Source organism: Streptomyces sp. NPDC000941 (assembly GCF_053599555.1).
Genome location: NZ_JBSFMM010000044.1, coordinates 1 through 19,675, shown reverse-complemented (window position 1 = coordinate 19,675; position 19,675 = coordinate 1). Strand labels below are relative to the sequence as shown.

Annotated in this window: 20 protein-coding genes; 16 read left to right on the top strand and 4 right to left on the bottom strand. The window is 70.7% G+C overall.

Features of this window, described 5'->3' with window-relative positions; genetic code table 11:
• Positions 1–81: 81 nt before the first annotated feature.
• The 3 genes from ACWDSL_RS16660 to ACWDSL_RS16650 form a co-directional block, all read right to left on the bottom strand.
• On the bottom strand, positions 82–2,685 hold the full coding sequence (locus ACWDSL_RS16660; protein ID WP_450485943.1) for a DUF6397 family protein: 2,604 nt from the start codon (positions 2,683–2,685) through the stop codon (positions 82–84).
• Between the two features lie 150 nt (positions 2,686–2,835).
• A complete protein-coding gene (locus ACWDSL_RS16655; RefSeq protein WP_450485941.1) occupies positions 2,836–3,735 on the bottom strand; it encodes a hypothetical protein in 900 nt (299 codons plus the stop codon).
• A 76-nt stretch (positions 3,736–3,811) separates the two neighbouring features.
• Positions 3,812–4,282: an ATP-binding protein gene (locus ACWDSL_RS16650; protein WP_450485939.1), complete on the bottom strand. Its 471-nt coding sequence runs from the start codon at positions 4,280–4,282 to the stop codon at positions 3,812–3,814.
• A gap of 162 nt (positions 4,283–4,444) precedes the next feature.
• Here ACWDSL_RS16650 and ACWDSL_RS16645 point away from each other — a divergent pair, with 162 nt between their 5' ends.
• On the top strand, positions 4,445–5,284 hold the full coding sequence (locus tag ACWDSL_RS16645; RefSeq protein ID WP_450485937.1) for a helix-turn-helix domain-containing protein: 840 nt from the start codon (positions 4,445–4,447) through the stop codon (positions 5,282–5,284).
• Entirely contained in the window at positions 5,281–5,463 is a 183-nt protein-coding gene (locus ACWDSL_RS16640) for a DUF397 domain-containing protein (protein ID WP_450485935.1), read from the top strand. The genes ACWDSL_RS16645 and ACWDSL_RS16640 overlap by 4 nt, the downstream gene beginning before the upstream one ends.
• Positions 5,464–5,528: 65 nt before the next feature.
• Here the strand turns inward: ACWDSL_RS16640 and ACWDSL_RS16635 are convergent, their stop codons facing one another.
• Complete coding sequence (locus ACWDSL_RS16635; protein ID WP_450485933.1) at positions 5,529–6,176, bottom strand: GntR family transcriptional regulator; 648 nt, start codon at positions 6,174–6,176, stop codon at positions 5,529–5,531.
• A gap of 173 nt (positions 6,177–6,349) precedes the next feature.
• Here ACWDSL_RS16635 and argH point away from each other — a divergent pair, with 173 nt between their 5' ends.
• The 14 genes from argH (at position 6,350) to ACWDSL_RS16565 (ending at position 19,644) form a co-directional block, all read left to right on the top strand.
• Positions 6,350–7,768, top strand: coding sequence for an argininosuccinate lyase (argH, locus tag ACWDSL_RS16630; RefSeq protein ID WP_450485931.1), 1,419 nt, complete (start codon positions 6,350–6,352; stop codon positions 7,766–7,768).
• A gap of 97 nt (positions 7,769–7,865) precedes the next feature.
• The gene (locus tag ACWDSL_RS16625; protein WP_450485929.1) at positions 7,866–8,792 is read left to right on the top strand and encodes an amino acid ABC transporter permease; all 927 of its coding nucleotides are present in this window, start codon (positions 7,866–7,868) and stop codon (positions 8,790–8,792) included.
• The gene (locus tag ACWDSL_RS16620) at positions 8,789–9,586 is read left to right on the top strand and encodes an amino acid ABC transporter ATP-binding protein (protein WP_450485927.1); all 798 of its coding nucleotides are present in this window, start codon (positions 8,789–8,791) and stop codon (positions 9,584–9,586) included. Before ACWDSL_RS16625 ends, ACWDSL_RS16620 begins: the two co-directional genes overlap by 4 nt.
• Positions 9,587–9,700: 114 nt before the next feature.
• Positions 9,701–10,582 carry an ABC transporter substrate-binding protein gene (locus ACWDSL_RS16615; protein ID WP_450485925.1) on the top strand — a complete coding sequence of 294 codons (882 nt, stop codon included), beginning with the start codon at positions 9,701–9,703 and terminating at the stop codon, positions 10,580–10,582.
• Positions 10,583–10,780: 198 nt separating this feature from the next.
• Positions 10,781–11,644, top strand: coding sequence for a polysaccharide deacetylase family protein (locus tag ACWDSL_RS16610; RefSeq protein ID WP_450485923.1), 864 nt, complete (start codon positions 10,781–10,783; stop codon positions 11,642–11,644).
• Positions 11,637–12,584: a polysaccharide deacetylase family protein gene (locus tag ACWDSL_RS16605; RefSeq protein WP_450485922.1), complete on the top strand. Its 948-nt coding sequence runs from the start codon at positions 11,637–11,639 to the stop codon at positions 12,582–12,584. Before ACWDSL_RS16610 ends, ACWDSL_RS16605 begins: the two co-directional genes overlap by 8 nt.
• The gene (locus ACWDSL_RS16600; protein ID WP_450485920.1) at positions 12,581–13,972 is read left to right on the top strand and encodes an MmgE/PrpD family protein; all 1,392 of its coding nucleotides are present in this window, start codon (positions 12,581–12,583) and stop codon (positions 13,970–13,972) included. The genes ACWDSL_RS16605 and ACWDSL_RS16600 overlap by 4 nt, the downstream gene beginning before the upstream one ends.
• Positions 13,969–14,958 carry a C-terminal binding protein gene (locus tag ACWDSL_RS16595; protein ID WP_450485918.1) on the top strand — a complete coding sequence of 330 codons (990 nt, stop codon included), beginning with the start codon at positions 13,969–13,971 and terminating at the stop codon, positions 14,956–14,958. The genes ACWDSL_RS16600 and ACWDSL_RS16595 overlap by 4 nt, the downstream gene beginning before the upstream one ends.
• Positions 14,955–15,716: a class II aldolase/adducin family protein gene (locus ACWDSL_RS16590; protein ID WP_450485916.1), complete on the top strand. Its 762-nt coding sequence runs from the start codon at positions 14,955–14,957 to the stop codon at positions 15,714–15,716. The genes ACWDSL_RS16595 and ACWDSL_RS16590 overlap by 4 nt, the downstream gene beginning before the upstream one ends.
• 188 nt (positions 15,717–15,904) lie before the next feature.
• Positions 15,905–16,828, top strand: a complete 924-nt coding sequence (locus ACWDSL_RS16585) for an MBL fold metallo-hydrolase (RefSeq protein WP_450485914.1) — start codon at positions 15,905–15,907, stop codon at positions 16,826–16,828.
• 128 nt (positions 16,829–16,956) lie between these two features.
• A complete protein-coding gene (locus ACWDSL_RS16580; RefSeq protein WP_014175268.1) occupies positions 16,957–17,097 on the top strand; it encodes a lasso RiPP family leader peptide-containing protein in 141 nt (46 codons plus the stop codon).
• 185 nt (positions 17,098–17,282) lie between these two features.
• Positions 17,283–18,956: an asparagine synthase-related protein gene (locus ACWDSL_RS16575; RefSeq protein WP_450485911.1), complete on the top strand. Its 1,674-nt coding sequence runs from the start codon at positions 17,283–17,285 to the stop codon at positions 18,954–18,956.
• Between the two features lie 29 nt (positions 18,957–18,985).
• On the top strand, positions 18,986–19,219 hold the full coding sequence (locus ACWDSL_RS16570) for a lasso peptide biosynthesis PqqD family chaperone (protein WP_450485909.1): 234 nt from the start codon (positions 18,986–18,988) through the stop codon (positions 19,217–19,219).
• Positions 19,216–19,644 (top strand): lasso peptide biosynthesis B2 protein, encoded by a 429-nt coding sequence (locus ACWDSL_RS16565; protein ID WP_450485907.1) that lies wholly within the window; start codon positions 19,216–19,218, stop codon positions 19,642–19,644. The genes ACWDSL_RS16570 and ACWDSL_RS16565 overlap by 4 nt, the downstream gene beginning before the upstream one ends.
• The last annotated feature ends 31 nt before the right edge of the window (positions 19,645–19,675 follow it).

Below are 19,675 nucleotides of genomic sequence, written 5' to 3'. Positions count from 1 at the left end.
GGCCCGGGGCCCTGGTGGCCACAGCCGTCGAACGGTTCGCCAGGCCCGCACTCGCCGAGGCCGCTGCCCGTGCACTTCCCGTCACCAGTACTGGTCGAAGGGGGACCCATAGCAGGCGCCGCAGTACATGAACCAGGGAGCGCAGGGCCGGGCGCATTCGGCGCACACACCATGAGCGGACAAGGGGCGGGAGGAGGCGACGAGTCGGATGATCCGAGTGCTTGCCGCTTCCTCTCCTGCCGCGGCTTCTTCGGAAGTGACGCTCCCACATACGCCGTCGAAAGCCAGGGCGGCCGTGCGCAGGTCGCGCATGGTGGCCGCGTACTCCTCGGCCATGGCGAGGTCCATGGTCGCGATGGCGGTGCACGGGCGGAGCAGGCTCCGCAGGGAGGTGCCCCGAAGCACTGCCCGGCAGATCGCCGGATGTGTCGGGCGGCCCACGTCCACGGGAAGAGTGATCAGCTGCCAGACCATCTGACCGTCCTGTGGCCAAGGAGCGTCGACCGCGGCCGGTACTCCCGCTGCCTGCCTCGCCGCATACAGTTTGGCGCGGAGTCCGTCTACGGGCATCGGCCGCAGCCAAGGGTGTTCTTCGGCGGCCGTGCGAGCCGCAGCCGTCCAACCGGTGAGGGCGTGCGGGATCTCCCCCGGTTGTGGCCGCCCGAGGTCCGTCCAGGCGGGACGCAGCGGGGCTGCCTGTGCACGCAGTCCGGTTGAGGCCGACCCGTTGGCCGCCGCGACGGCGCGGTCCACAAGCCGAGGGGAGGCGGTGAGGCCCGGGAGACGGCTGCGGTATACGGCGACGAGCCCCTCGCCGGCGTCATGACCCCGTCGGCCGGCCCGCCCCGCGATCTGAGCGGCTTCCCAGAGCAGCAGCTCTCTGCGGGATCTGCCGTCGTATTTATTCGTCTCCGCGAACGCCACCGCGCGCAGTGGGAGGTTGACGCCGTGGCCGATCACATCCGTCGTGACGATCACGTCCACTTCTCCTTCGGCCAGCCGGCGGATCTGCTCGCGGCGGGTCGCGGGAGGCATGGCCCCGTACAGGACCGTCGTCGAGCGGTTCATCTCGACCAGCTCGCGGTGGAGGGCGAGCACGGCCTTGCGGGAGAAGGCGACGACGGCACTGCCCTGCGGGAGTGTGGCGGCGAGGAACGCGTCGGCCCGTGTGAGCGCGCCCGCGCGGGCGTGGCGGACCACGGAGACAGCCGCGTCCGGAGCGAACATCTTCCGCAGCAGGGCCTCCGTCTCCGGTGCGGCGGCGATGTGGACATCGTCGTGCGCCCCGCTGAGCAGAAGGCGGGTCCAGGAGTGCCCCCGTCCGTCGTCGAGAAGCCAGTGCGCCTCGTCGACGACCAGCACATCACCCGCGATGGGAGCCGCCTCCGCGGTGCAGCAGAGCACCGGAGCCGTCGGGCCACGCTGTTCCTCGCCGGTTCGCAGGCCGACCCTGTCCGTACCCAGGCGGATGCACAACCGCTCGTACACCTCGTAGGCGAGCATGCGCAGCGGTGCGACGTACACGCCGGTCTTCCCGGCTTCGGCGCGGGCGGCCAGGAAAGCGAGGGCGTCGTGCGTCTTGCCCGAGTTGGTGGGGCCGAGGTGGAGGGTGACGTTCGGCGCGACCGAACGTGAAGGGACACGGGCCCGGGCGCGCGTGGCCGCCTCACGCTCCCGCCTCTCGCGCTCCTGCCGGGCGGTCTCCGCGGCTTCCCGGGCGGCCTGCCTCTCCTGCCTGCGGCGCTGGGCCGCCTGACGGGTGCGCTGTGTGCCGAGCCGGGACGGCGGGGGCACGAAGGGGTGGCCCTCGGCGAGGCTCTGCTCCAGCAGATCCTGGGGAACGCCATGCACGCGGTACTCCTGGGGAAGTTTCTCCGGCGCGCAGCCGAGCCGGGCCGCTGCCTCGGCCGGAGGAACGAGCGCGGGGGCCGGCCGGCCGCGGCGGGCCTTGCGCAGGGCGTCCGCGAATCCTCGTGCGATCGCGGTCCGTTCCTCCGGCGAGACGGTGTCGGCCCCGGGCACGTCGGTGCCGGGCACGTCGGCTCCGGGCCTGGCCTGCGGGTCGAGAGCGCGCGCCAAGTCCGCTTCCGCGGTACGCCGAGCGAGATGGACGAGCTCGTCCGCGGTGATCGGCTTACGGCCCGGCGGCGGTTGCTCGGTCCCCGACCAGTGCGACCAGGCGGCTGCTCTCGTCCACGCATCGGGAAGCGTCAGCAACGCCTGCGCACGCCGTCGTGCACGAAATGCCTCGGCTCGCCGGTCAATGCCAGAGGCCAGTTCGGCGAGGAGGGCACCGGGCAGCCGGGGGCCGACCAGTTCGGGATGGTGCTGCGGGATCTGCCGGGTCTCCATGGCCGAGTACAACCAGACCTCGACGTGGTAGCGGTTGGTGTACGAACGGACCGGGCGGACGATTCCTAGGCGGGCCAACTGTCCGAAGCGACGTTCACTGACCCCGGCGAGCCCGGCGGCCTCGGCAGCGCCCACCAGCCGGGTCTGCTCCGCGAGTTCACCCAGGCTCTTCCGCCACCGGGCGACTTCGTCGGCGCGGATGCGCCGCTCGTCCCGGCTCCGACTCGTCCGGATCAATCCGTGCTCGATGCCCAGTGCGAACTCTGCCGACCCCAGGCCCAGTTCGCGTCGCGCTGCCTCAAGCGCGAAGTACTTCGGTGTCCTGTCGCCCATGACGCCCTCCCCGTGATTGCCCTTGGTTACAGAATGGCATCGGGGTCTGACAATCGGTGATGGTGTCGTCGGGCGGCATGGGGCATGGGTGGCCCCTCCGGCCGACGGCACCGGAGGGGCTATGGGGCAGGCGGGGGACTCGCCGCGTCATCAGTCCGCGGTGAACAGGTCCTCGACGCGGGTCGCGGTGAGTGCGCGATCGCACCAGAGGTCGAGCTTCTCCAGGTCCGCGCATTCCGTGATCGTTTGCTCCGCTTCCGGGGAGACCGTGATGTCGCGGCGGCGAAGGAGGCGCACGACTGCGTGAGCCATCCCCTTGGCCTCCCCCTTGGCCATCCCCTCGGCCTCGCCTTCGAGGTATGCCTTCTCCATCATCGTGCCGCGTCCGGGGAAGAAAGTACTCACCATCATTAGCTCCTTCCAGGTGGCTCCGGCCGGGGAGTCGGCCAGGCCGATCTCCAGTAGTTCGGTGTAGTAGCGGGCGGAGTGTCGGTCGGTCGAGTCCAGTGCACGTGCCAGCGCGTCCAGTATGGCGCCGATGTCCCGGTCCCGGGCGTGTGTCATGGCGCAGAAGGTGGCCAGTGTCAGATCCTGGGCCGCCTTCTCCGGATCGATGATCGCGGGGACGTTGCCTGGCCCGAGGACCAGTGGGTGCATGCTGAGCGCCGTCCAGCCCTCGATGCCGACCGTAAACGGACCGGCCGCCCAGTTGGCGGTGGCCTTGTCCTGGCAGACGACGAGGAGCAGGACGGGGCTCTCGTATTTCGCCTGGAGGTGGGCGAGGTAGTACGTCCAGCTTCTTGGCTTGTCCGGGTCGCGGCGCCCCTGGGATTCGATGGCGAGGAGGAAGTCATCGCCGTCGGGTGGGGTGACCCGAAGCACGCTGTCCACCCGGCGTTCCAGCGGCCGGATCTCGGTGGTGTCGGGAGTCAGTACCTCGACGGATGCCTTCTCGGCCAGCGGCACCCCCAGGACCCGGAAGACGGGGGCGAGGATGTCAGGTCGCTCCTGGAATATCCGGTGCGAGGCCTCATGTAACGAAGTGACCATATGAATACGCTAGCGCGCGGAGAGTTGTCGGCATGTGCCAGAGGAATATGATTCACCCGTTTCAGTGTGGCCGCGATCAGAGTGCTGACGGGCGTGCCTGTGGTCGTGTGCCGAGATCGAGTGCCGCCCATGCGGTCTTGCCCACGGGCTCATTCGGTTCCGTGCCCCAGCGGTCGGCGAGCGCGGCGACCAGGAGCAGACCTCGGCCGGATTCGCGATCCGGGGGTGGGGGTGGCTGGAGTGCGGGCAGCTTCTCGCCGCGGGTGTCCGTGACTTCGATGCGGAGAACGGCCCTTGTTCCGGCGAGGGTGAGGGTCAGGGCGAGTCGGAAGTCCCGGCCCGGGACGCGTCCGTGCAGCGCCGCGTTCGATGCCAGCTCGGCCACGATCAGCTCGGCGCGTTCGGCGACATCGGGTGACACCGGCCAGGTGCGCAGCTGTTCGGCGGCGAGCAGCCGGGCGAGCCTGGCCCCGCGTCGGGTGGAGGACAGGCGCTGGGTGAAGGTGTGAGCGGTGGCGGGGAGTTGGGGCGTCGTGCCTTGGTTCATGGCGGCACAGTGGTGGGTGTGCCGGGGGCTTCGCGAGGGGCGCGCCGCGTACGCAGCGTCAGCGTACGGGCACTTTCGGTAGACGGTACGGTGATCGGTCGGCCATTCTGGATGGGTTGAGCGCGGGGGCCTCACACGTACACATGCTGGAGGTGGCCGCGTATGGCGACTGACAATTGCGACTGGGAGCGGGAGCCCGATCCCTCGGACAGTTTGCGGACCTTCGGGGCCGTCGTCCAGGCCCTGCGTGAACACGCGGGGCTCAGCCGGGTTGAGTTCGCGGAGCTGGTCCGGTTCTCCAAGCACACCGTGGAGTCGGTGGAGCTGGGGCGGCGGATGCCGGACGAGTCGTTTGTGGAGAGAGGGGAGGAGGCGCTGGGGAACACGGGCGCGCTGCGGAAGTCTGCGCCGTATCTGACGCGGGGCGAGCCGGGGCTCGCGGCCTGGTTCCGGCGGTGGGCGCGGCTGGAGCGGGTGGCGGTGAGCTTGTGCACGTATGAGTGCAGGCTGGTGCCGGGGTTGTTGCAGTCGGAGGACTACGCGCGGGCGGTGTTCGAGGGGACCATGCCTCTACTGTCGGATGAGCGGCTGGATGCGCAGATCGTCGCGCGGTTGGACCGGCAGAAGATGCTCTACGAGCGGCCGGAGGTTCCGTTCAGCTTCATCGTGGAGGAGTCCGTCTTCCGGCGAAGGTTCGGCGGTACGGAGATGATGCGCGGCTTGCTCGACCGCGTGCTTGAGTACGCCGGACTGCGCAACGTCCAAGTCCAAGTCGTGCCCCTCGGAGCTGCGTTGCATGCTTGCCTTGACGGGCCTGTGCGGCTCCTGGAAACACCTGAGCGGCGGCGTCTCGCGTATTGCGAAGGGCAGCAGACCGGTCGGCTGATCGCCGATCCGAAAGAGGTGAGCCTCCTCCATCACCGCTATGACAGACTGCGGTCGCAAGCCCTGACTCCCCAAGACTCGCGGGGCTTGCTGGAGCGACTGCGAGGAGAGCTATGAGCGTGACGGAACTCGCCTGGTTCAAGTCCAGCTACAGCGGCAGCCAGGGCGACGACTGCGTAGAGATCGCCATCACCAAGGAGACCATCCATGTACGGGACTCCAAGGACGTGACACGTCCCTCCTTCACCGTCACCCGTGACGGCTGGACCCAGTTCGTACGGTTCGCCGCGCGCTGAGCGCTTCTGCGATCGAGGGTGCCGGACCCGAGCGGACCGGCACCCTTCGGTCCGTGGTCCTTCGGTCAGGGGCTCGCCGGGACGAACGCCTTGGCGTTGGAGATGTGCTGGTCCACCAGCTGGACCGCCTCCTCGACCTTGGCCTTCCTGATCAGGTCCGCGATCTGCCGGTGCACCCGCAGCATCTCGGGCAGGTCGTCGCTCGAGCGGTCCACGGAGGAGATGGCCAGTTGTAGTTCCGACAGCAGGGACCTGGCCACCTCTGTGAGCCGGGGGCTGCCTAGCAGGCCCACGATCGCCACATGGAACTGGATGTGGGTCCGGGCGATCTCGACCGGGCCCCCGTCCTCGACGGCGGCCTCGTATGCGGCGAGCCTGTTGGTGAGATTGGTCAGGTCCCGGCGGCTGGCGTCCACGACCGCCCGTACCGCGGACAGTTCGAGGATGCGCCGGGCGCGGAAGATGTCGTCGACCTCCGCCTCGCTGAGCTGCCTGACGATGACGCCCTTGTTCGGCTCCCGAACGAGCAGTCCCTCGCCGATGAGGAGCTGAAGCGCCTCCCGCACGGTACTCCGGGACACCTTGAGGCTCTCGGTGAGAGCCCCTTCCCGCAGGGCCGTGCCGGGTCGCAGCAGCCCGGCGAACAACTGCTCCCGCAGCGCGTCGGCCACCTGTTCCACGACGCTGGAGCGGTCGATGTTGATCGAGTTCATACCCACAATGTAGCCCAGGGAATTGTCCGAATGTCGGACAATGCATTGACTCCCGGCCACGTCGGATCCAACATCGTCCGACGATCCGACATCGAGCTCTGGCCTTGAGATCTGACCTCGAGAGCCGGCGTTCGCGTCGCTGTCGGACAGGCACACCGAAGAGGGGCTTCAGTATGACGACCAAGCTGTGGGGCGGGCGTTTCCGCGAAGCGTCCGATCCGGCCCTCGCGAAGCTGTCCCGCTCCGAGCCCGGGTACTTCGCCATGGCCCCCTACGACCTCGCCGGTTCCCGGGCGCACGCCCGTGAGCTGCGGCGTGCGGAGATCCTGGACGACACCGAGCTCGCCACCGTCCTCGCCGCCGTCGACAAGCTCGACGCGGACTACCGCGCGGGCGCGGTAACCCCGTCGGACGCCGATGAAGACGTACACACGTTCCTCGAAAGGGTCCTCACGGAGCGCCTGGGTCCGCTGGGCGGGAAGCTGCGGGCGGGCCGTTCCCGCAACGACCAGGCCGCCAACGACCTGCGCCTGTACCTGCGCGACCAGTCCCGTACGGTCGTCCTGGCGACCGTCGACCTCATTGAGGCGCTGCTCGGGCAGGCAGCCGAGCACTCCCGCACCCCTGCCCCGGGCTTCACCCACCTCCAGCCCGCCCAGCCCATCGTCTTCGGGCACCAACTGCTCGCCCACGCACACGCGTTGGACCGGGACGCGGACCGGCTGCGGGACTGGGACCGGCGGGCGGCGCAGTCCCCCCTGGGCGCCGCCGCGCTGGCCGGCTCCGCGGTCGCCCGGCATCCGGAACTCGCCGCCGCCGAGCTGGGCTACGACCGCCCGTGCCGCAACTCGATCGACGCGGTGGCTTCCCGGGACCACGTCGCGGAGTTCGCCTTCGCCGCCGCGATGCTCGCCGTCGACGTGTCGCGGGTGGCCGAGGAGATCTGTCTGTGGGCTTCCCGGCAGTTCCGCTGGGTCCAGCTCGACGACCGCTTCGCCACGGGGTCGTCGATCATGCCGCAGAAGAAGAACCCGGACATCGCCGAACTGGCCCGTGGCAAGGCCGGGCGGCTGCTCGGCAACCTGACCGGCCTGCTCGGCGCGCTGAAGGGCCTGCCGCTGTCGTACAACCGCGACCTCGCCGAGGACAAGCGGTCGGCCATGGACAGCGTCGACACCCTGCTGACCGTGCTGCCCGCCATGTCCGGGCTGGTGCGGACGCTCAAGGTGGACACCGCCGAGCTGCGCACCCAGGCGACCGCCGGGTTCACGCTGGCCACGGAGATGGCCGACTGGCTGGCGCTGCGGGGCGTGCCGTTCCAGGACGCCCACGAGATCACCGGGGCCGTGGTGCGGCGCTGCGAGGACCTGGGCATCGACCTGCCCGAGATCAGCGACGCGGAGCTCGCGGCGGTGGATCCCCGGCTCACCCCCGAGGTGCGCACCGTCCTGACCGTGGAAGCGGCCCTGGCCGCGCGTTCGAGCCGGGGTGGCACGGCCCCGGACCGGGTCGTGGAGCAGATCGACGAGTTCGCCGACCGTCTCCTCGGCCACCGTGACTGGGCCGCCGCGTACGACGGCCCACGCGTCTGACCCCGTTCCCCGCCAGGTTTCCCGTCGGCGCCCGGCCCCGTTTGCCCACCCGCGCGTCCGAACCCGTCCCCCGCCCATGCGCCACCAGGAGCTCCGCATGTCCGGTAAGTCCGCCACGAAGACCGTCAGCAGATCCGATCCGCCGAGCACCGCCGAGGAGATGCTCACCGAATCCCGCAGGCATCCCGGGCGCCTGGCCGGTGCCGCCGTCGTCCTCCTGGCGGTCGCCTTTCTCGTCGACTCGTTCGCCGGGGCACAGATCGACTGGGGCATCGTGCGCCACTACCTCGGTGCCGGATTCCTCATCCGGGGCCTGGGCATGACCGTGCTCCTCACGGTGGTCGCGATGCTGCTCGGGATCGCGCTCGGGGTGCTGGTCGCGGTGATGCGGCTGTCCAAGAACCCTGTCACCAGCGGTGTCGCCTGGTTCTATGTGTGGGTGTTCCGGGGTACGCCGGTCTACCTCCAACTGCTGATGTGGTTCAACCTCGCGCTGGTCTTCCCCGTGCTGTCCGTCCCCGGGGTCTACACCGTACGGACCGTGGAGGTGATGACGCCGTTCGTGGCCGCGGCCCTGGCCCTGGGCATCAACCAGGGCGCCTACACCGCTGAAGTCGTCCGCGCGGGCATCATCGCGGTGGACGAGGGACAGACGGAGGCCGCGTACGCCATCGGTATGGGCCGTCTGAAGACCATGTACCGGGTCGTGCTTCCGCAGGCGATGCGGGTCATCGTGCCCCCGATCGGCAACGAGACCATCGGCATGCTCAAGACCACCTCACTGGCGTCCGCGGTGGGCGTGACAGAGATCCTGCTCGAAGCCCAGCACGCCTATTACGTCAACAACCGGATCATGGAACTGCTGATCGTCTGCGCGATCTGGTATCTCGCGGCGGTGTCGGTGCTGAGCGTGGGTCAGTTCTACGTGGAGCGCTACTTCGCCAGGGGATCCTCCCGGCCGCTGCCGCTGACTCCACTCCAGAAGTTCCGTGCCGCCGTCGGAAGAAGGCCCGTCCCGCGATGACGACTCCTCCCTCAACTCCCGCCTCCTCGCCCACCTCGCCACTCGTGCGGGCCGAAGCGGTCCACAAGTACTTCGGCGACCTTCACGTGCTCCAGGGCATCGACCTGGAGGTCGGCGCCGGTGAGGTGCTGTGCCTGCTCGGCCCGTCCGGCTCGGGCAAGAGCACGTTCCTGCGCTGTATCAACCACCTGGAGACCATCCACTCCGGCCGGATCTGGCTCGGGGACGAGATCATCGGCTACCAGCAGCAGGGAACCAGACTCGTCGAGCGGCCGGAGCGGGAGATCGTCCGCCAGCGCCGCGCCATGGGCATGGTCTTCCAGCGCTTCAACCTCTTCCCGCACCGCACGGCGCTGGAGAACGTCATCGAGGGCCCGGTGCGGGTCAAGGGCGTCAGCGCCCGGTCGGCCCGGCAGCGCGGCACGGAACTCCTGGCGCGCGTCGGCCTCGGCGACAAACTGAACGCGTACCCGCGCCAGCTCTCCGGCGGCCAGCAGCAGCGGGTGGCCATCGCCCGGGCCCTGGCGATGGAGCCGAGGCTGATGCTCTTCGACGAGCCCACCTCGGCGCTCGACCCGGAACTGGTCGGTGAGGTCCTCACCGTGATGAAGGACTTGGCCGACAGCGGCCTCACCATGGTCGTCGTCACTCACGAGATCGGCTTCGCCCGTGAGGTCGCCGACCGGGTCGCCTTCATGGACGGTGGCCGGATCCTCGAAATCGGCACACCGGCCGAGGTCATCGACTCCCCACGGCACGAGCGCACTCAGGCGTTCCTGTCGCGGGTGCTGTAACACCCGTATTCACCTGTACCACCCACAGCACCCGCAGCACACCCGGGCTCCGCACAGCCCCTTTCTCTCCCCTTCTCTCGTTCGTCCCCGCCCCTGATCCGCTGGAGAACTCCCATGTCCAGAACCAGCTGTGCCCGCAGAGCCCTCCGCCCCCTTCCCGTACTCGCGGTGGGCACGGCCCTGCTCACCTCCGCTTGCGGCGGCACCGCCGCCACCAGCGCCTCCTCCGACAGCGATCTGCCCGCGGCGGTCGCCCAGTCCGGCACCCTGCGGGTCGGCATGTCCCCCGACTTCCCGCCGATGGAATACCTCGACGAGAAGACCCATGACGTCGTCGGTGTCGACGTGCAGCTGGCCAACGCGCTCGGCAAGCAGCTCGGCGTGAAGGTCGAGATCGTCCAGCAGTCCTTCGACCAGCTGCTCAACTCTGTCCAGACCGGCCGCGTCGACATCGTCATGTCAGGTCTGTCGGACACCGTCGAGCGGCAGAAGACCGTCGACTTCGTCGACTACTTCGGCTCCCAGGGCCGGTTCTACACACTGCAGGCCAAGGCCGCCAAGTACACCAAGCCCGGCAACGTGTGCGGCAAGACCCTGGCCGTCAGCAAGAAGACGGACTACTACGAGCAGGCCGTGGACTACAACAAGCAGTACTGCACCGGCGCCGGGAAGAGCGCCATCAAGCTGCTGCCGACCGACTCCGGCTCCGCGGCGCGGCTCCAGCTGGAGCAGGGCCGCGCCGACATCGCGGTGCAGGGTGGGGAGAACCTGGCCTACTTCGAGAAGCAGGACCCAGCCAAGTACGAGCCCGTCCTCGCCCCGCTGGAGTCCACGCCCTTCGGCATCGTCATCAAGAAGGGCGACTCCAAGATGTCCGGGGCCATCCTGAAGGCGATGAAGGCCCTGGTCAAGGACGGCACGTACACGAAGATCCTCGCCGGCGGGGGGATGAAGTACGCCGTGATCAGGCCCGTCCTGAACGGCTCCAAGGGCTGACCGACGGTGTGGGGTCCGCCCGGACAGGACCCGGCCGGTCCCCACACCGCTGCCGCGCCACGCGCACCTCGCCCTCCGTTCCTCGCCCTCCGTTCCTCGCCCTCCGTTCCTCGCCCTCCGTTCCTCGCCCTCCGTTCCTCGCCCTCCGTTCCTCGCCCTTCGCACCTCGCCCTTCGCACCTCGCCACAAGGAACACCTGTGACCCCACCCCCCGCCGAGGCCGCCGGCCGCTGGCCGGACGGCGCCCGCAGCGCGGTCGCGCTCGCCTTCGATGTCGACGGCCCGACCGGCGACGCGATGCTGAGCGGCGCGATCTGGCGCAAGCCCGGCTACTTCTCCCTGGGTGCCTACGGGCCGTACCGAGCCCTGCCCCGGATCCTGGACCTGCTCGACGACGCGGGCGTGCCGGCCACGTTCTTCACCCCCGCCTGGGTCGTCGAGACCTGGCCCGACGCCTGCCGCGCGGTTGTCGACCGCGGCCATGAGATGGCCCACCACGGATACCGGCACGAACGCTACTGGGACCTGACGCCGACTCAGCAGGCCGACGTCATCGCACGCAGCCAGAAGGTCTTCGAGGACGTTCTCGGCATTCCCGCCGTCGGCTTCCGCACCCCTTCCGGAGACTGGCATCCCGACACTCCCCGGCTGCTGCTGGATGCCGGGTTCACCTACTCCAGCTCCATGCGCGGCGACGACCGCCCGTACCTTCACGAGGTCGACGGCGCCCTGACGTCCCTGGTGGAGATCCCCGGACGCTGGGACCTGGACGACTACGCCTCGCTCGCCTACACCCGCAATCCCGACTACCCGAGCGGCCAGGACCGCATCGCCGGCTACGAGCTCACGCTCGACAACTGGACCCGCGAGTTCGACGGCCATCACGCGGAGGGGCTGTGCATGACCACCCTGTTCCACCCCAAGGTCTCCGGGAAGCCCGGCCGACTGCTGCTGCTCGAACGGCTCCTGGCACACATGCGCGACGCCGGTGACGTCTGGTTCGCCACCTGCCGCGACGTGGCCGCCTGGTGGACCGGGCAGGAGGCGGTACAGCATGCCTGAGCCGACGCCCCAGACGCCCCCAACGTCCCAGACACCCCAGACGCCCCCGACCGGGCGCTGGCCCGGCGGCGCCCGCTGCGCCGTCGTGGTGAGCGTCGACTTCGACGCCGAACTGCCCCTGCTCGCGGCCTCTCCCGAGATGGCCCGCAGGGCGAAGACGCTCTCGGTGGGCCGGTACGGTGCCACCCGTGGCGTCGACCGCCTGCTGCGGGAGTTCGCCGACCAGGACGTACGGACCACCTGGTGCGTGCCCGGCCGCCAGGCCGAGACCCATCCCCGTCTCGTACGGCGGATCGCCGAGGCCGGGCACGAGATCGCCAACCACGGCCACGACCACGAGGACTTCGACCACCTGGACCTGCCGGCCCAGCGTGCGGTGCTGGAACGCGCGAGCGCTGCCCTGGCCGAGGTGACGGGCGTACGGCCCAGGGGCTTCCGCATTCCCGCCGGAGAGTGGGCCCACGGGTTCCCCGACGCGCTCGCCGAACTGGGCTTCACCTGGACCTCGTCCCTGCGCGGCGACGACCTGCCGTACTTCCATCCGACCGCGGGAACGGGGCGGTTGATCGAGATCCCGGTCCACCACGAGCTGGAGGACCACCCCTACTTCTTCTTCAACCTCGACCCCGCCTTCCCCGCCGGGCAGTCGCGGATCGCTTCCTACGAGCAGGTCCTCGGCAACTGGACGACCGAGTTCGACGCCTACCGCCGCTTCGGGCTCTGCTACGTCCTGCGGCTGCAACCCGAGGTGACCGGCACCCCCGGCCGCATCCGTCTGGTCAGGGAGCTGCTGGAGCACGTGCGCCGTCACGACGACGTATGGCTCGCCACGGCCGGGGAGGTCGCCGACTGGTGGGCGGACACCCGGCCGGGAAACGATCCGGACCACCCGGCCGAGGTGTTCGCCCGGCTCGCCGGGGATGCCGAAGGAGCGCGATGACCACCGCCACCGACGACCTGGCGGCACTGGCCCACCTCACCACCGCGACCCGGATCGGCGACCTGCCCGAGGCGGTCGTCAGCAAGGCCCGGCACCACCTCCTCGACACCCTCGGCGCTGCCCTCGCCGGCGCGGGCAGCGCCGAGACCACCGCGTTGCTGCGCATGCTCACCGCCACCGAGTCCACCGCCGGCCCCGGTGCCGAGGCCCCCGTGTGGGGAACCGGCCTCGGGCTGTCCCCGCGCGGTGCCGCCTTGGTCAACGGGGTGTCGGCCCATGCCCTTGAACTGGACGACGCCGGCGGCTGCGACCACTCCGGCGCCGTCGTCGTGCCCGCCGCGCTCGCGGCCGTCACCGCCGCGTCCGCCCCCGTCTCCGGCGCCGACCTCCTCACGGCGGTCGTCGTGGGCTACGACGTGGCCCGCCGGGTGCTGGAAGCCTGCGGCGGCTACTGGCCCCACAACGAGGCGGGCTGGCACTCCACCGGCACCTGCGGCCCGTTCGGCGCCGCCGCGGCCGCCGCCGCCGTCCTCCGCCTCGACCCGGACCGGACCGCACACGCCCTCGCCTTGGCGGGCAGCCTCAGCGGAGGCATCTGGGCCTTCGTGCACGACGGCGCCATGAGCAAGCGGCTGCACGCGGGCCGCGCGGCCGAGGCCGGAGTCACCGCGGCACTGCTCGCGGCGCACGGCGTCACCGGCCCCGCCCAGGTCTTCGCCGACGTCTGGGGCGGCTTCCTGCGTACGTTCGCGCCCACCAGCGCCGAGCCGGCCGCGCTCACCGCCGGCCTGGGCCGGGAATGGCGGATCTCCCGCTGCTCCCTCAAGCCTTACGCCTCCTGCCGCTCCACCCACTCCGCGGTCGACGCCGTGGGCGCGGTCCTCGGCGTCCACAGCCTCTCCGCCGACGACGTGGCCGGCATCCACGTACGGCTGAGCCCGGCCGTGCACAGCATGTGCGGCGGCACCGACGTCGCCACACTGGCGGCTGCGCAGCTGAGCCTGCCGTACGCGGTCGCGGCACGAGTCGCGCTGGGCGGCGCGGGCCTCGACGCGTACGGCGAGGAGAACCGGCGCTCCCCGCGGGTCCGTTCGGTGCTGGAGCGGATCGTGCTGGAAGTCGACCCGGCCATGGACGCCGACACGGAGCCGGTCGTCACCGTCACCACCCGAACGGGAGCCACCTACGCGCAGCAGGTGGCCGACCCCCTCGGCTCGGCCACCAACCCCCTCGACGGCCCCGCGGTCCGCGCCAAGTTCGACGGCCTCGCCGCTCGCACCCTGCCCCCGGAGCAGGCCGAGGCCGTGGCCGACGCCGTCCAGCGCATCGAAGGCCTGGCCGACGCCCGCACACTGGTGACCCTCCTGGGAAGGCAGAACCGCAGATGACCTCGCACCGCCCTCGGGAGCGCGTCGTACTCCTCGACGCGTTCGGTGAACTCGACGACGTGGCACAGGAATTGACGGGACTGCCGGTGGAGGTGGTCCGGGCCGAGCGGGTACCCAGCGGCCCCGGCGTCGTCGCCCTGCTGCTGGGCCCGTCGACCGAGTTGACCGCCGAGGAGGTGGCCGCGTTGCCCGACCTTCGGATCGTCGCGGTCACCGCGACCGGCTACGACCACATACCCGTCGACGCCGTCACGGCCGCCGGGGCCTGGGTGACCACCAGCGCGGGCTACTGCACCGACGAGGTCGCCGAACACACTCTGGCCTTCGTCCTCGGCCTGCTGCGCCGGGTCACGGTGCTGGACCGGTCCGTACGGCAGGGCCGATGGGACGTCCTGGCCGCGCGGCCCCGCACGGCCGCAGGGAGCGTGCTCGGCCTCGTCGGGTTCGGCCGGATCGGCCAGGCGGTGGCGGACCGTGCGGCGGTACTGGGCATGCGGGTCGCGGCGTACGACCCGACGGCACCGGACGATGCCTTCGACCAGCGGGGCGTAGCGCGCCATGACGAGCTCACCGCCCTGCTCGCCGTCGCGGACGTGGTCAGCCTGCACCTTCCGCTCACCCCCGCCACCGAAGGGATCGTCGACGCGGAGGCCCTCGCCGCCATGAAGCCCGGCGCGTGCCTCGTCAACGTCTCGCGCGGCGGCCTCGTAAACCACTGTGCCCTCGCCGACGCTCTCACGCGCGGTCACCTCGCGGGCGCCGCCCTCGATGTACTGCCCACCGAGCCGCCGCCCCCCGACGAGCCCCTGCTCGCGCTCCCCGGCGTGATCGTCAATCCGCACGCCGCCTGGTACTCCCCGGAGGCCCACAGCCGCCCCTTCCGGATGGCCGCCGGCTACGTGGCCGACGTGCTGAGGGGACACGAGCCCGCAGGCGCTGTCGCCCGGCCCCGGCCGACTCCCCGCGACGGAAAGGACCTTCGATGACCACCGCCGTCACCTCCGAAGAACAGCGGCTGCGCCGCGAGCTGGCCGCCGTCTACCGGCTCGTGGCCCACTTCCGGATGACCGACCTGATCTTCACCCATATCTCGCTGCGGCTGCCGGGCCCCGAGCACCACTTCCTCATCAACCCCTACGGCCTGCTCTTCGAGGAGATCACCGCCTCCTCGCTGGTCAGGATCGATCTCGACGGCAACCCCGTCGATACCACAGCGCACCGCGTCAACCCGGCCGGATTCGTCATCCACAGCGCCGTACACCGGGCCCGGCCCGACGCCCAGTGCGTCCTGCACACCCATACGCCCGCCGGCTGTGCCGTCGCCGCCCAGCGCGACGGGCTCCTGCCGGTCAACCAGATCTCCATGGAGTTCCACAACCGCGTCGCGTACCACGACTACGAGGGGGTCGCGCTCAACCTCGACGAACAGCAGCGACTCGTGGAGGACCTCGGCGACCACCCCGTGATGATCCTGCGCAACCACGGTCTCCTCACCGTCGGCACCTCCGCCGCCCAGGCGTTCCTGCGCATGTACTACCTGGACAAGGCCTGCCAGATACAGCTGTCGGCCCAGGCAACCGGAACCGCTCTCGTACTGCCCGATCCAGCGGTGTGCGACCTGGCGGCCCGGCAACTCAACGCGGAGGCGCGCGACTCGGATTACCAGGACGACGACGCCTACGACCTCGCCTGGTCCGCCCTGCTGCGCCTCCTCGACCGCGTCGCCCCCGACTACCGGGATTGAGACCGGGCCCAGGCGGGTTGCGGTGAGCGCACGATCGAACCAGAGATGCGCTATGCGAGACTGCGCTCGCAGGCCCTTGCTCCGAAGGACTCCACGGGCCTTGCCGGCGCGACTGCGAGGAGAGCTATGAGCAGGACGGAACTCGGCTGTGACGGCGGGACCCAGTTCGTACGATTCGCCGCGCACCGATGATCGCAGAGACCGGCACCCTGCATGCCCTGGCCGACGGCGTGTACGCCTGGGTGCAGCCGGACGGCTCGTGGTGGGTCAACAACGCGGGCGTCGTGGCCAGGGACGACGGGGTCGTGCTCGTCGACACCTGCGCCACCGAGCGCCGCGTCCGCAACCTCCTCCGCGCGGTGGATCAGGCCACGGGCGGTGCGCCGGTGCGGTACGCGGTCAACACCCATCTGCATGGCGACCACACCCACGGCAACAGCCTGCTGCCCGGGACGACCGTGATCATCGCGCATGAGGCGACGCGCCAGGGGATCCTGGCCGACACCGTGATCGACGGGTGTCCGCCCGCCTGGCATCCGGTCCCGGACTGGGGCGGGGTGACCCGGCGGCCGCCCGGGGTGACCTTCCGTACGGAGCTGACGCTGCACATGGGGGAGCGGCGCATCGAGCTGCACCACCCCGGATATGCCGCGCACACCCCCGGGGACGCCGTCGCCTGGCTTCCCGAGGAGCGTGTTCTGTTCGCCGGGGATCTGCTCTTCCACCAGGTCAATCCACTGGTGTTCATGGGCTCCGTGGAGGGCGCGCTGCGCTCGCTCGACTGGATCGCGGCGTTCGAGCCCGAGCATGTCGTACCCGGGCACGGCCCGCTCATCGACGCGAACACGCTGCCCGAGGTGCTGGACACCCACCGGCGCTACTACCGGTTGGTGCTGGAAGCCGCCGAGGCGGGCCTGCGCGACGGGCTGACGCCGCTGGAGGCGGCGCGGGCCTGCTCGCTCGGTGAGTTCGCCGAACTGCCGGACCCCGAGCGCATCGTGCTCAATCTGCACCGGGCGTACGCGGAGCGGAACGGTGGCGCGTACGACCCCTTCGCGACGTTCGCCGACGCCATCGCTTACAACGGAGGGCCGCTGCCGACACGGGTATGAGCGGATGCGTCAGGAAGCTGTCGAACCGTGGCAACTGGGGCGCGTGAGTCGCATGGTTTTTCGAAGGGAGGGTAATCAGTGGGCGACCTCGGGGTCGATTCACTGGATCTATCTCTGGAGGAAAACCCATGGAGATGCAGGCGAGATCGGACGAGACCGTCGAGAGCTACGAGCCGCCGGCCCTGGTGGCGGTGGGTGAGTTCTCGGAGGACACGCTGGGGTTCGGCCACCGGTACGAGGATGTGCTCGGTGAGCAGGGCTGGGGGTGACGGTAGCCCTCCGGGCCGTTTGATCCAGGCCGATTGAGATGAGCGCCGGGTTTGTCGTCCTTCCGGACGTGCCGGGTACACAGCTCTCGTTTGATGCGTATCCCTTTGAGGCTCCTCGTCTGATTGCGCACCCGTCCGGCCGACCGTGGCTGGTGGGGCGGTGGGAGCCGGATGAGATTCGTCAGGTGGCGACCGGGCCCGTGCGACTGGTGGTGATCGGGTTCTGCCCGGTCACCACCGGCCGGCTCGAGGCGCTGTGCCGGCGGATACGGACCTTGACCGATGTGGACGCGGTGGCCCGGGCCCTGCCGGGCAGCTTCCATGTGGTGGCGGCCGATGGGGCCACCACCCGCGTCCAGGGCAGCGTGACGGGGCTGCGCCAGGTGTTCCACGCCCGGCTGGGCGAGGTGCCGATCGCCGCCGACCGGGCCGATGCGCTCGCGGCGCTGACCGGGTCCGGTATCGACATGGACGCGCTGGCCACCAGGGTCGTGTGCGGGGGCATGCTGCCGCCGCCGCTCTCCGACCGCAGCGTGTGGGCGGGCGTGTCCACGGTGGCGCCCGATCATTGTTTGTTGTTGGAGCCCGGCGGCCGGGCGCGTGAGGTGCGCTGGTGGCGGGCCCCGGAGCCCGAACTCGGCCTGGAGCCGGGCGCGGCGGTGCTGCGGGCCGCGCTGATCACGGCGGTGGACGGGCGGCGTGGGGACACGGGCGCGCTCAGCGCCGATCTGTCCGGCGGCATGGACTCGACCACCCTGAGCTTTCTGGCCGCACGGCACACCCCGGACCTGCTCACCTTCCGCTGGGCCGAGGCCGAGGCGGGCAACGACGACAACCACTTCGCCACGCACGCCGCGGAGGCACTGCCCGACGCACACCATCTGGTGGTGGCCCAGGACGAGTTGCCGCCGATCTTCACCGACCCCGGGGCCCTGGCCGACACCGAACGGCCGTATCTCTACCCGCGCACACTGGCCCGCGTACGGCACACCGCGCGGCTGCTCGCCGGGCACGGGTCCCGCTCACATCTGGCCGGACACGGCGCCGATGAGCTCTTCGGCCCGGCCCCCGGCTATCTGTACCGGCTGGCCCGCCGCCACCCGCTGACCACCGTCCGCCATCTGCGCGGACACCGCGCGCTCAGCCGCTGGCCGCTCGCCGGGATCGCCGCCCGGCTGGTACGGGCCGGCAGCCCCGCCCAGTGGTGGCTGGCCCAGGCCGAGCAGCTGACCGGCCCGCCACCGCCCCGCAGAGTCCCCGCGCTGGGCTGGGGTCTCGCCCCACTGCGCGCCCCGGCATGGGCGACCGACGACGCGGTGGCCGCCGCGCGCGAGGCGCTGCGCGCCACCGCCGAACACGCCGCGCCCTACGCCGCGGACCGGGGCCAGCACCAGTACCTCACCGCGCTGCGGATCACCGCGCCCGCGTACCGGCAGGTGGCCCGGCTGTTCGGCGCGGCGGGCGTGGCGCTGCACCAGCCGTATCTGGACGACCGGGTGGTGGAGGCGGCGCTGGCGGTACGGCTGCACGAGCGCGTCACACCGTGGCGCTACAAGCCGCTGCTGGCCGAGTCCATGCGGGGGCTGGTGCCTGACGTGGTGCTGGGCCGCACCACCAAGGGTGACTTCAGCGCCGATGTACGGGCCGGGCGGCAGCGCAATCTGTCTGCGCTGCTGGAGGTGTTCGCCGACTCCGTCCTGGCCGAGATGGGTCTGGTGTCCCCAGGGGCGCTGCGCGAGTACCTGCTGACCCCGCATGCCGACATCTCCAGGGACATCACCACCGAAAAGCTTCTGGGCTGTGAGACCTGGGCCCGCGCGGCAACCTCTTCCTTGCCCCGACCTCTTGGGAAGCGATGATGTCCCTGAATCTGCATCAGGACGTGTCCATGGCCGAGACCGCTGACGGCGCCGTCCTGCTCCATCAGCGCACCGGCCGCTACTGGCAGCTCAACCCCACCGGGGTGTTCGTGCTGAAAACCCTGCTGGACGGCCGTACGGACGAGCAGACCGCCGACGAGCTGGCCGCCCGCCACCAACTCGACTCCGACGCGGCGCGGCGCGATGTCTCCAAGGTGGTAGCTCAACTGCGCGCCGCGCATCTCCTCATCGAGGCCCGATGAGCGCCCCCATGGCCCTGGCCGACCGGGACCGGCTGCCGCTCCACCGGCGGTTGACGCCGTGGCTCGCGGTGGTCGTGGCCCGGCTGCTGGCGCGCGCCAAACCGGCCCGGGTGCGCGCGGTGCTGGAGTTCGCGCGCCGTGGCGCCCGCCCCGCCACGGCCGAGCAGGCGCTCGCCGCCCGGCGGGCCGTGGTGGCGGTGAGCCTGCGCTGTGCGGGCCAGGCGTGTCTGCAGCGGTCCATCGCGGCTGCTCTGCTGTGCCGGAGCCGGGGCGTGTGGCCCACTTGGTGCACGGGCGTGCGCACCAGCCCGTTCGAGGCACACGCCTGGATCGAGGTCGCGGGCGAGCCCGTCGGGGAGCCCTATCCGGCGGGCCACTACCGGCCGCTGCTGTCCGTCGCACCGGTGGCCGTACAGCAGTCGTGAATTTGTGGTGAGTATGAGACAGCGACACGCC

Excerpts from the sequence above, each read along its gene's own strand:
- ACWDSL_RS16660 (WP_450485943.1), bottom strand. The coding sequence starts at position 2,685 with ATGGGCGACAGGACACCGAAGTACTTCGCGCTTGAGGCAGCGCGACGC.
- ACWDSL_RS16655 (WP_450485941.1), bottom strand. The coding sequence starts at position 3,735 with ATGGTCACTTCGTTACATGAGGCCTCGCACCGGATATTCCAGGAGCGA.
- ACWDSL_RS16650 (WP_450485939.1), bottom strand. The coding sequence starts at position 4,282 with ATGAACCAAGGCACGACGCCCCAACTCCCCGCCACCGCTCACACCTTC.
- ACWDSL_RS16645 (WP_450485937.1), top strand. The coding sequence starts at position 4,445 with ATGGCGACTGACAATTGCGACTGGGAGCGGGAGCCCGATCCCTCGGAC.
- ACWDSL_RS16640 (WP_450485935.1), top strand. The coding sequence starts at position 5,281 with ATGAGCGTGACGGAACTCGCCTGGTTCAAGTCCAGCTACAGCGGCAGC.
- ACWDSL_RS16635 (WP_450485933.1), bottom strand. The coding sequence starts at position 6,176 with ATGAACTCGATCAACATCGACCGCTCCAGCGTCGTGGAACAGGTGGCC.
- argH (WP_450485931.1), top strand. The coding sequence starts at position 6,350 with ATGACGACCAAGCTGTGGGGCGGGCGTTTCCGCGAAGCGTCCGATCCG.
- ACWDSL_RS16625 (WP_450485929.1), top strand. The coding sequence starts at position 7,866 with ATGTCCGGTAAGTCCGCCACGAAGACCGTCAGCAGATCCGATCCGCCG.
- ACWDSL_RS16620 (WP_450485927.1), top strand. The coding sequence starts at position 8,789 with ATGACGACTCCTCCCTCAACTCCCGCCTCCTCGCCCACCTCGCCACTC.
- ACWDSL_RS16615 (WP_450485925.1), top strand. The coding sequence starts at position 9,701 with ATGTCCAGAACCAGCTGTGCCCGCAGAGCCCTCCGCCCCCTTCCCGTA.
- ACWDSL_RS16605 (WP_450485922.1), top strand. The coding sequence starts at position 11,637 with ATGCCTGAGCCGACGCCCCAGACGCCCCCAACGTCCCAGACACCCCAG.
- ACWDSL_RS16600 (WP_450485920.1), top strand. The coding sequence starts at position 12,581 with ATGACCACCGCCACCGACGACCTGGCGGCACTGGCCCACCTCACCACC.
- ACWDSL_RS16595 (WP_450485918.1), top strand. The coding sequence starts at position 13,969 with ATGACCTCGCACCGCCCTCGGGAGCGCGTCGTACTCCTCGACGCGTTC.
- ACWDSL_RS16590 (WP_450485916.1), top strand. The coding sequence starts at position 14,955 with ATGACCACCGCCGTCACCTCCGAAGAACAGCGGCTGCGCCGCGAGCTG.
- ACWDSL_RS16585 (WP_450485914.1), top strand. The coding sequence starts at position 15,905 with ATGATCGCAGAGACCGGCACCCTGCATGCCCTGGCCGACGGCGTGTAC.
- ACWDSL_RS16580 (WP_014175268.1), top strand. The coding sequence starts at position 16,957 with ATGGAGATGCAGGCGAGATCGGACGAGACCGTCGAGAGCTACGAGCCG.
- ACWDSL_RS16570 (WP_450485909.1), top strand. The coding sequence starts at position 18,986 with ATGGCCGAGACCGCTGACGGCGCCGTCCTGCTCCATCAGCGCACCGGC.
- ACWDSL_RS16565 (WP_450485907.1), top strand. The coding sequence starts at position 19,216 with ATGAGCGCCCCCATGGCCCTGGCCGACCGGGACCGGCTGCCGCTCCAC.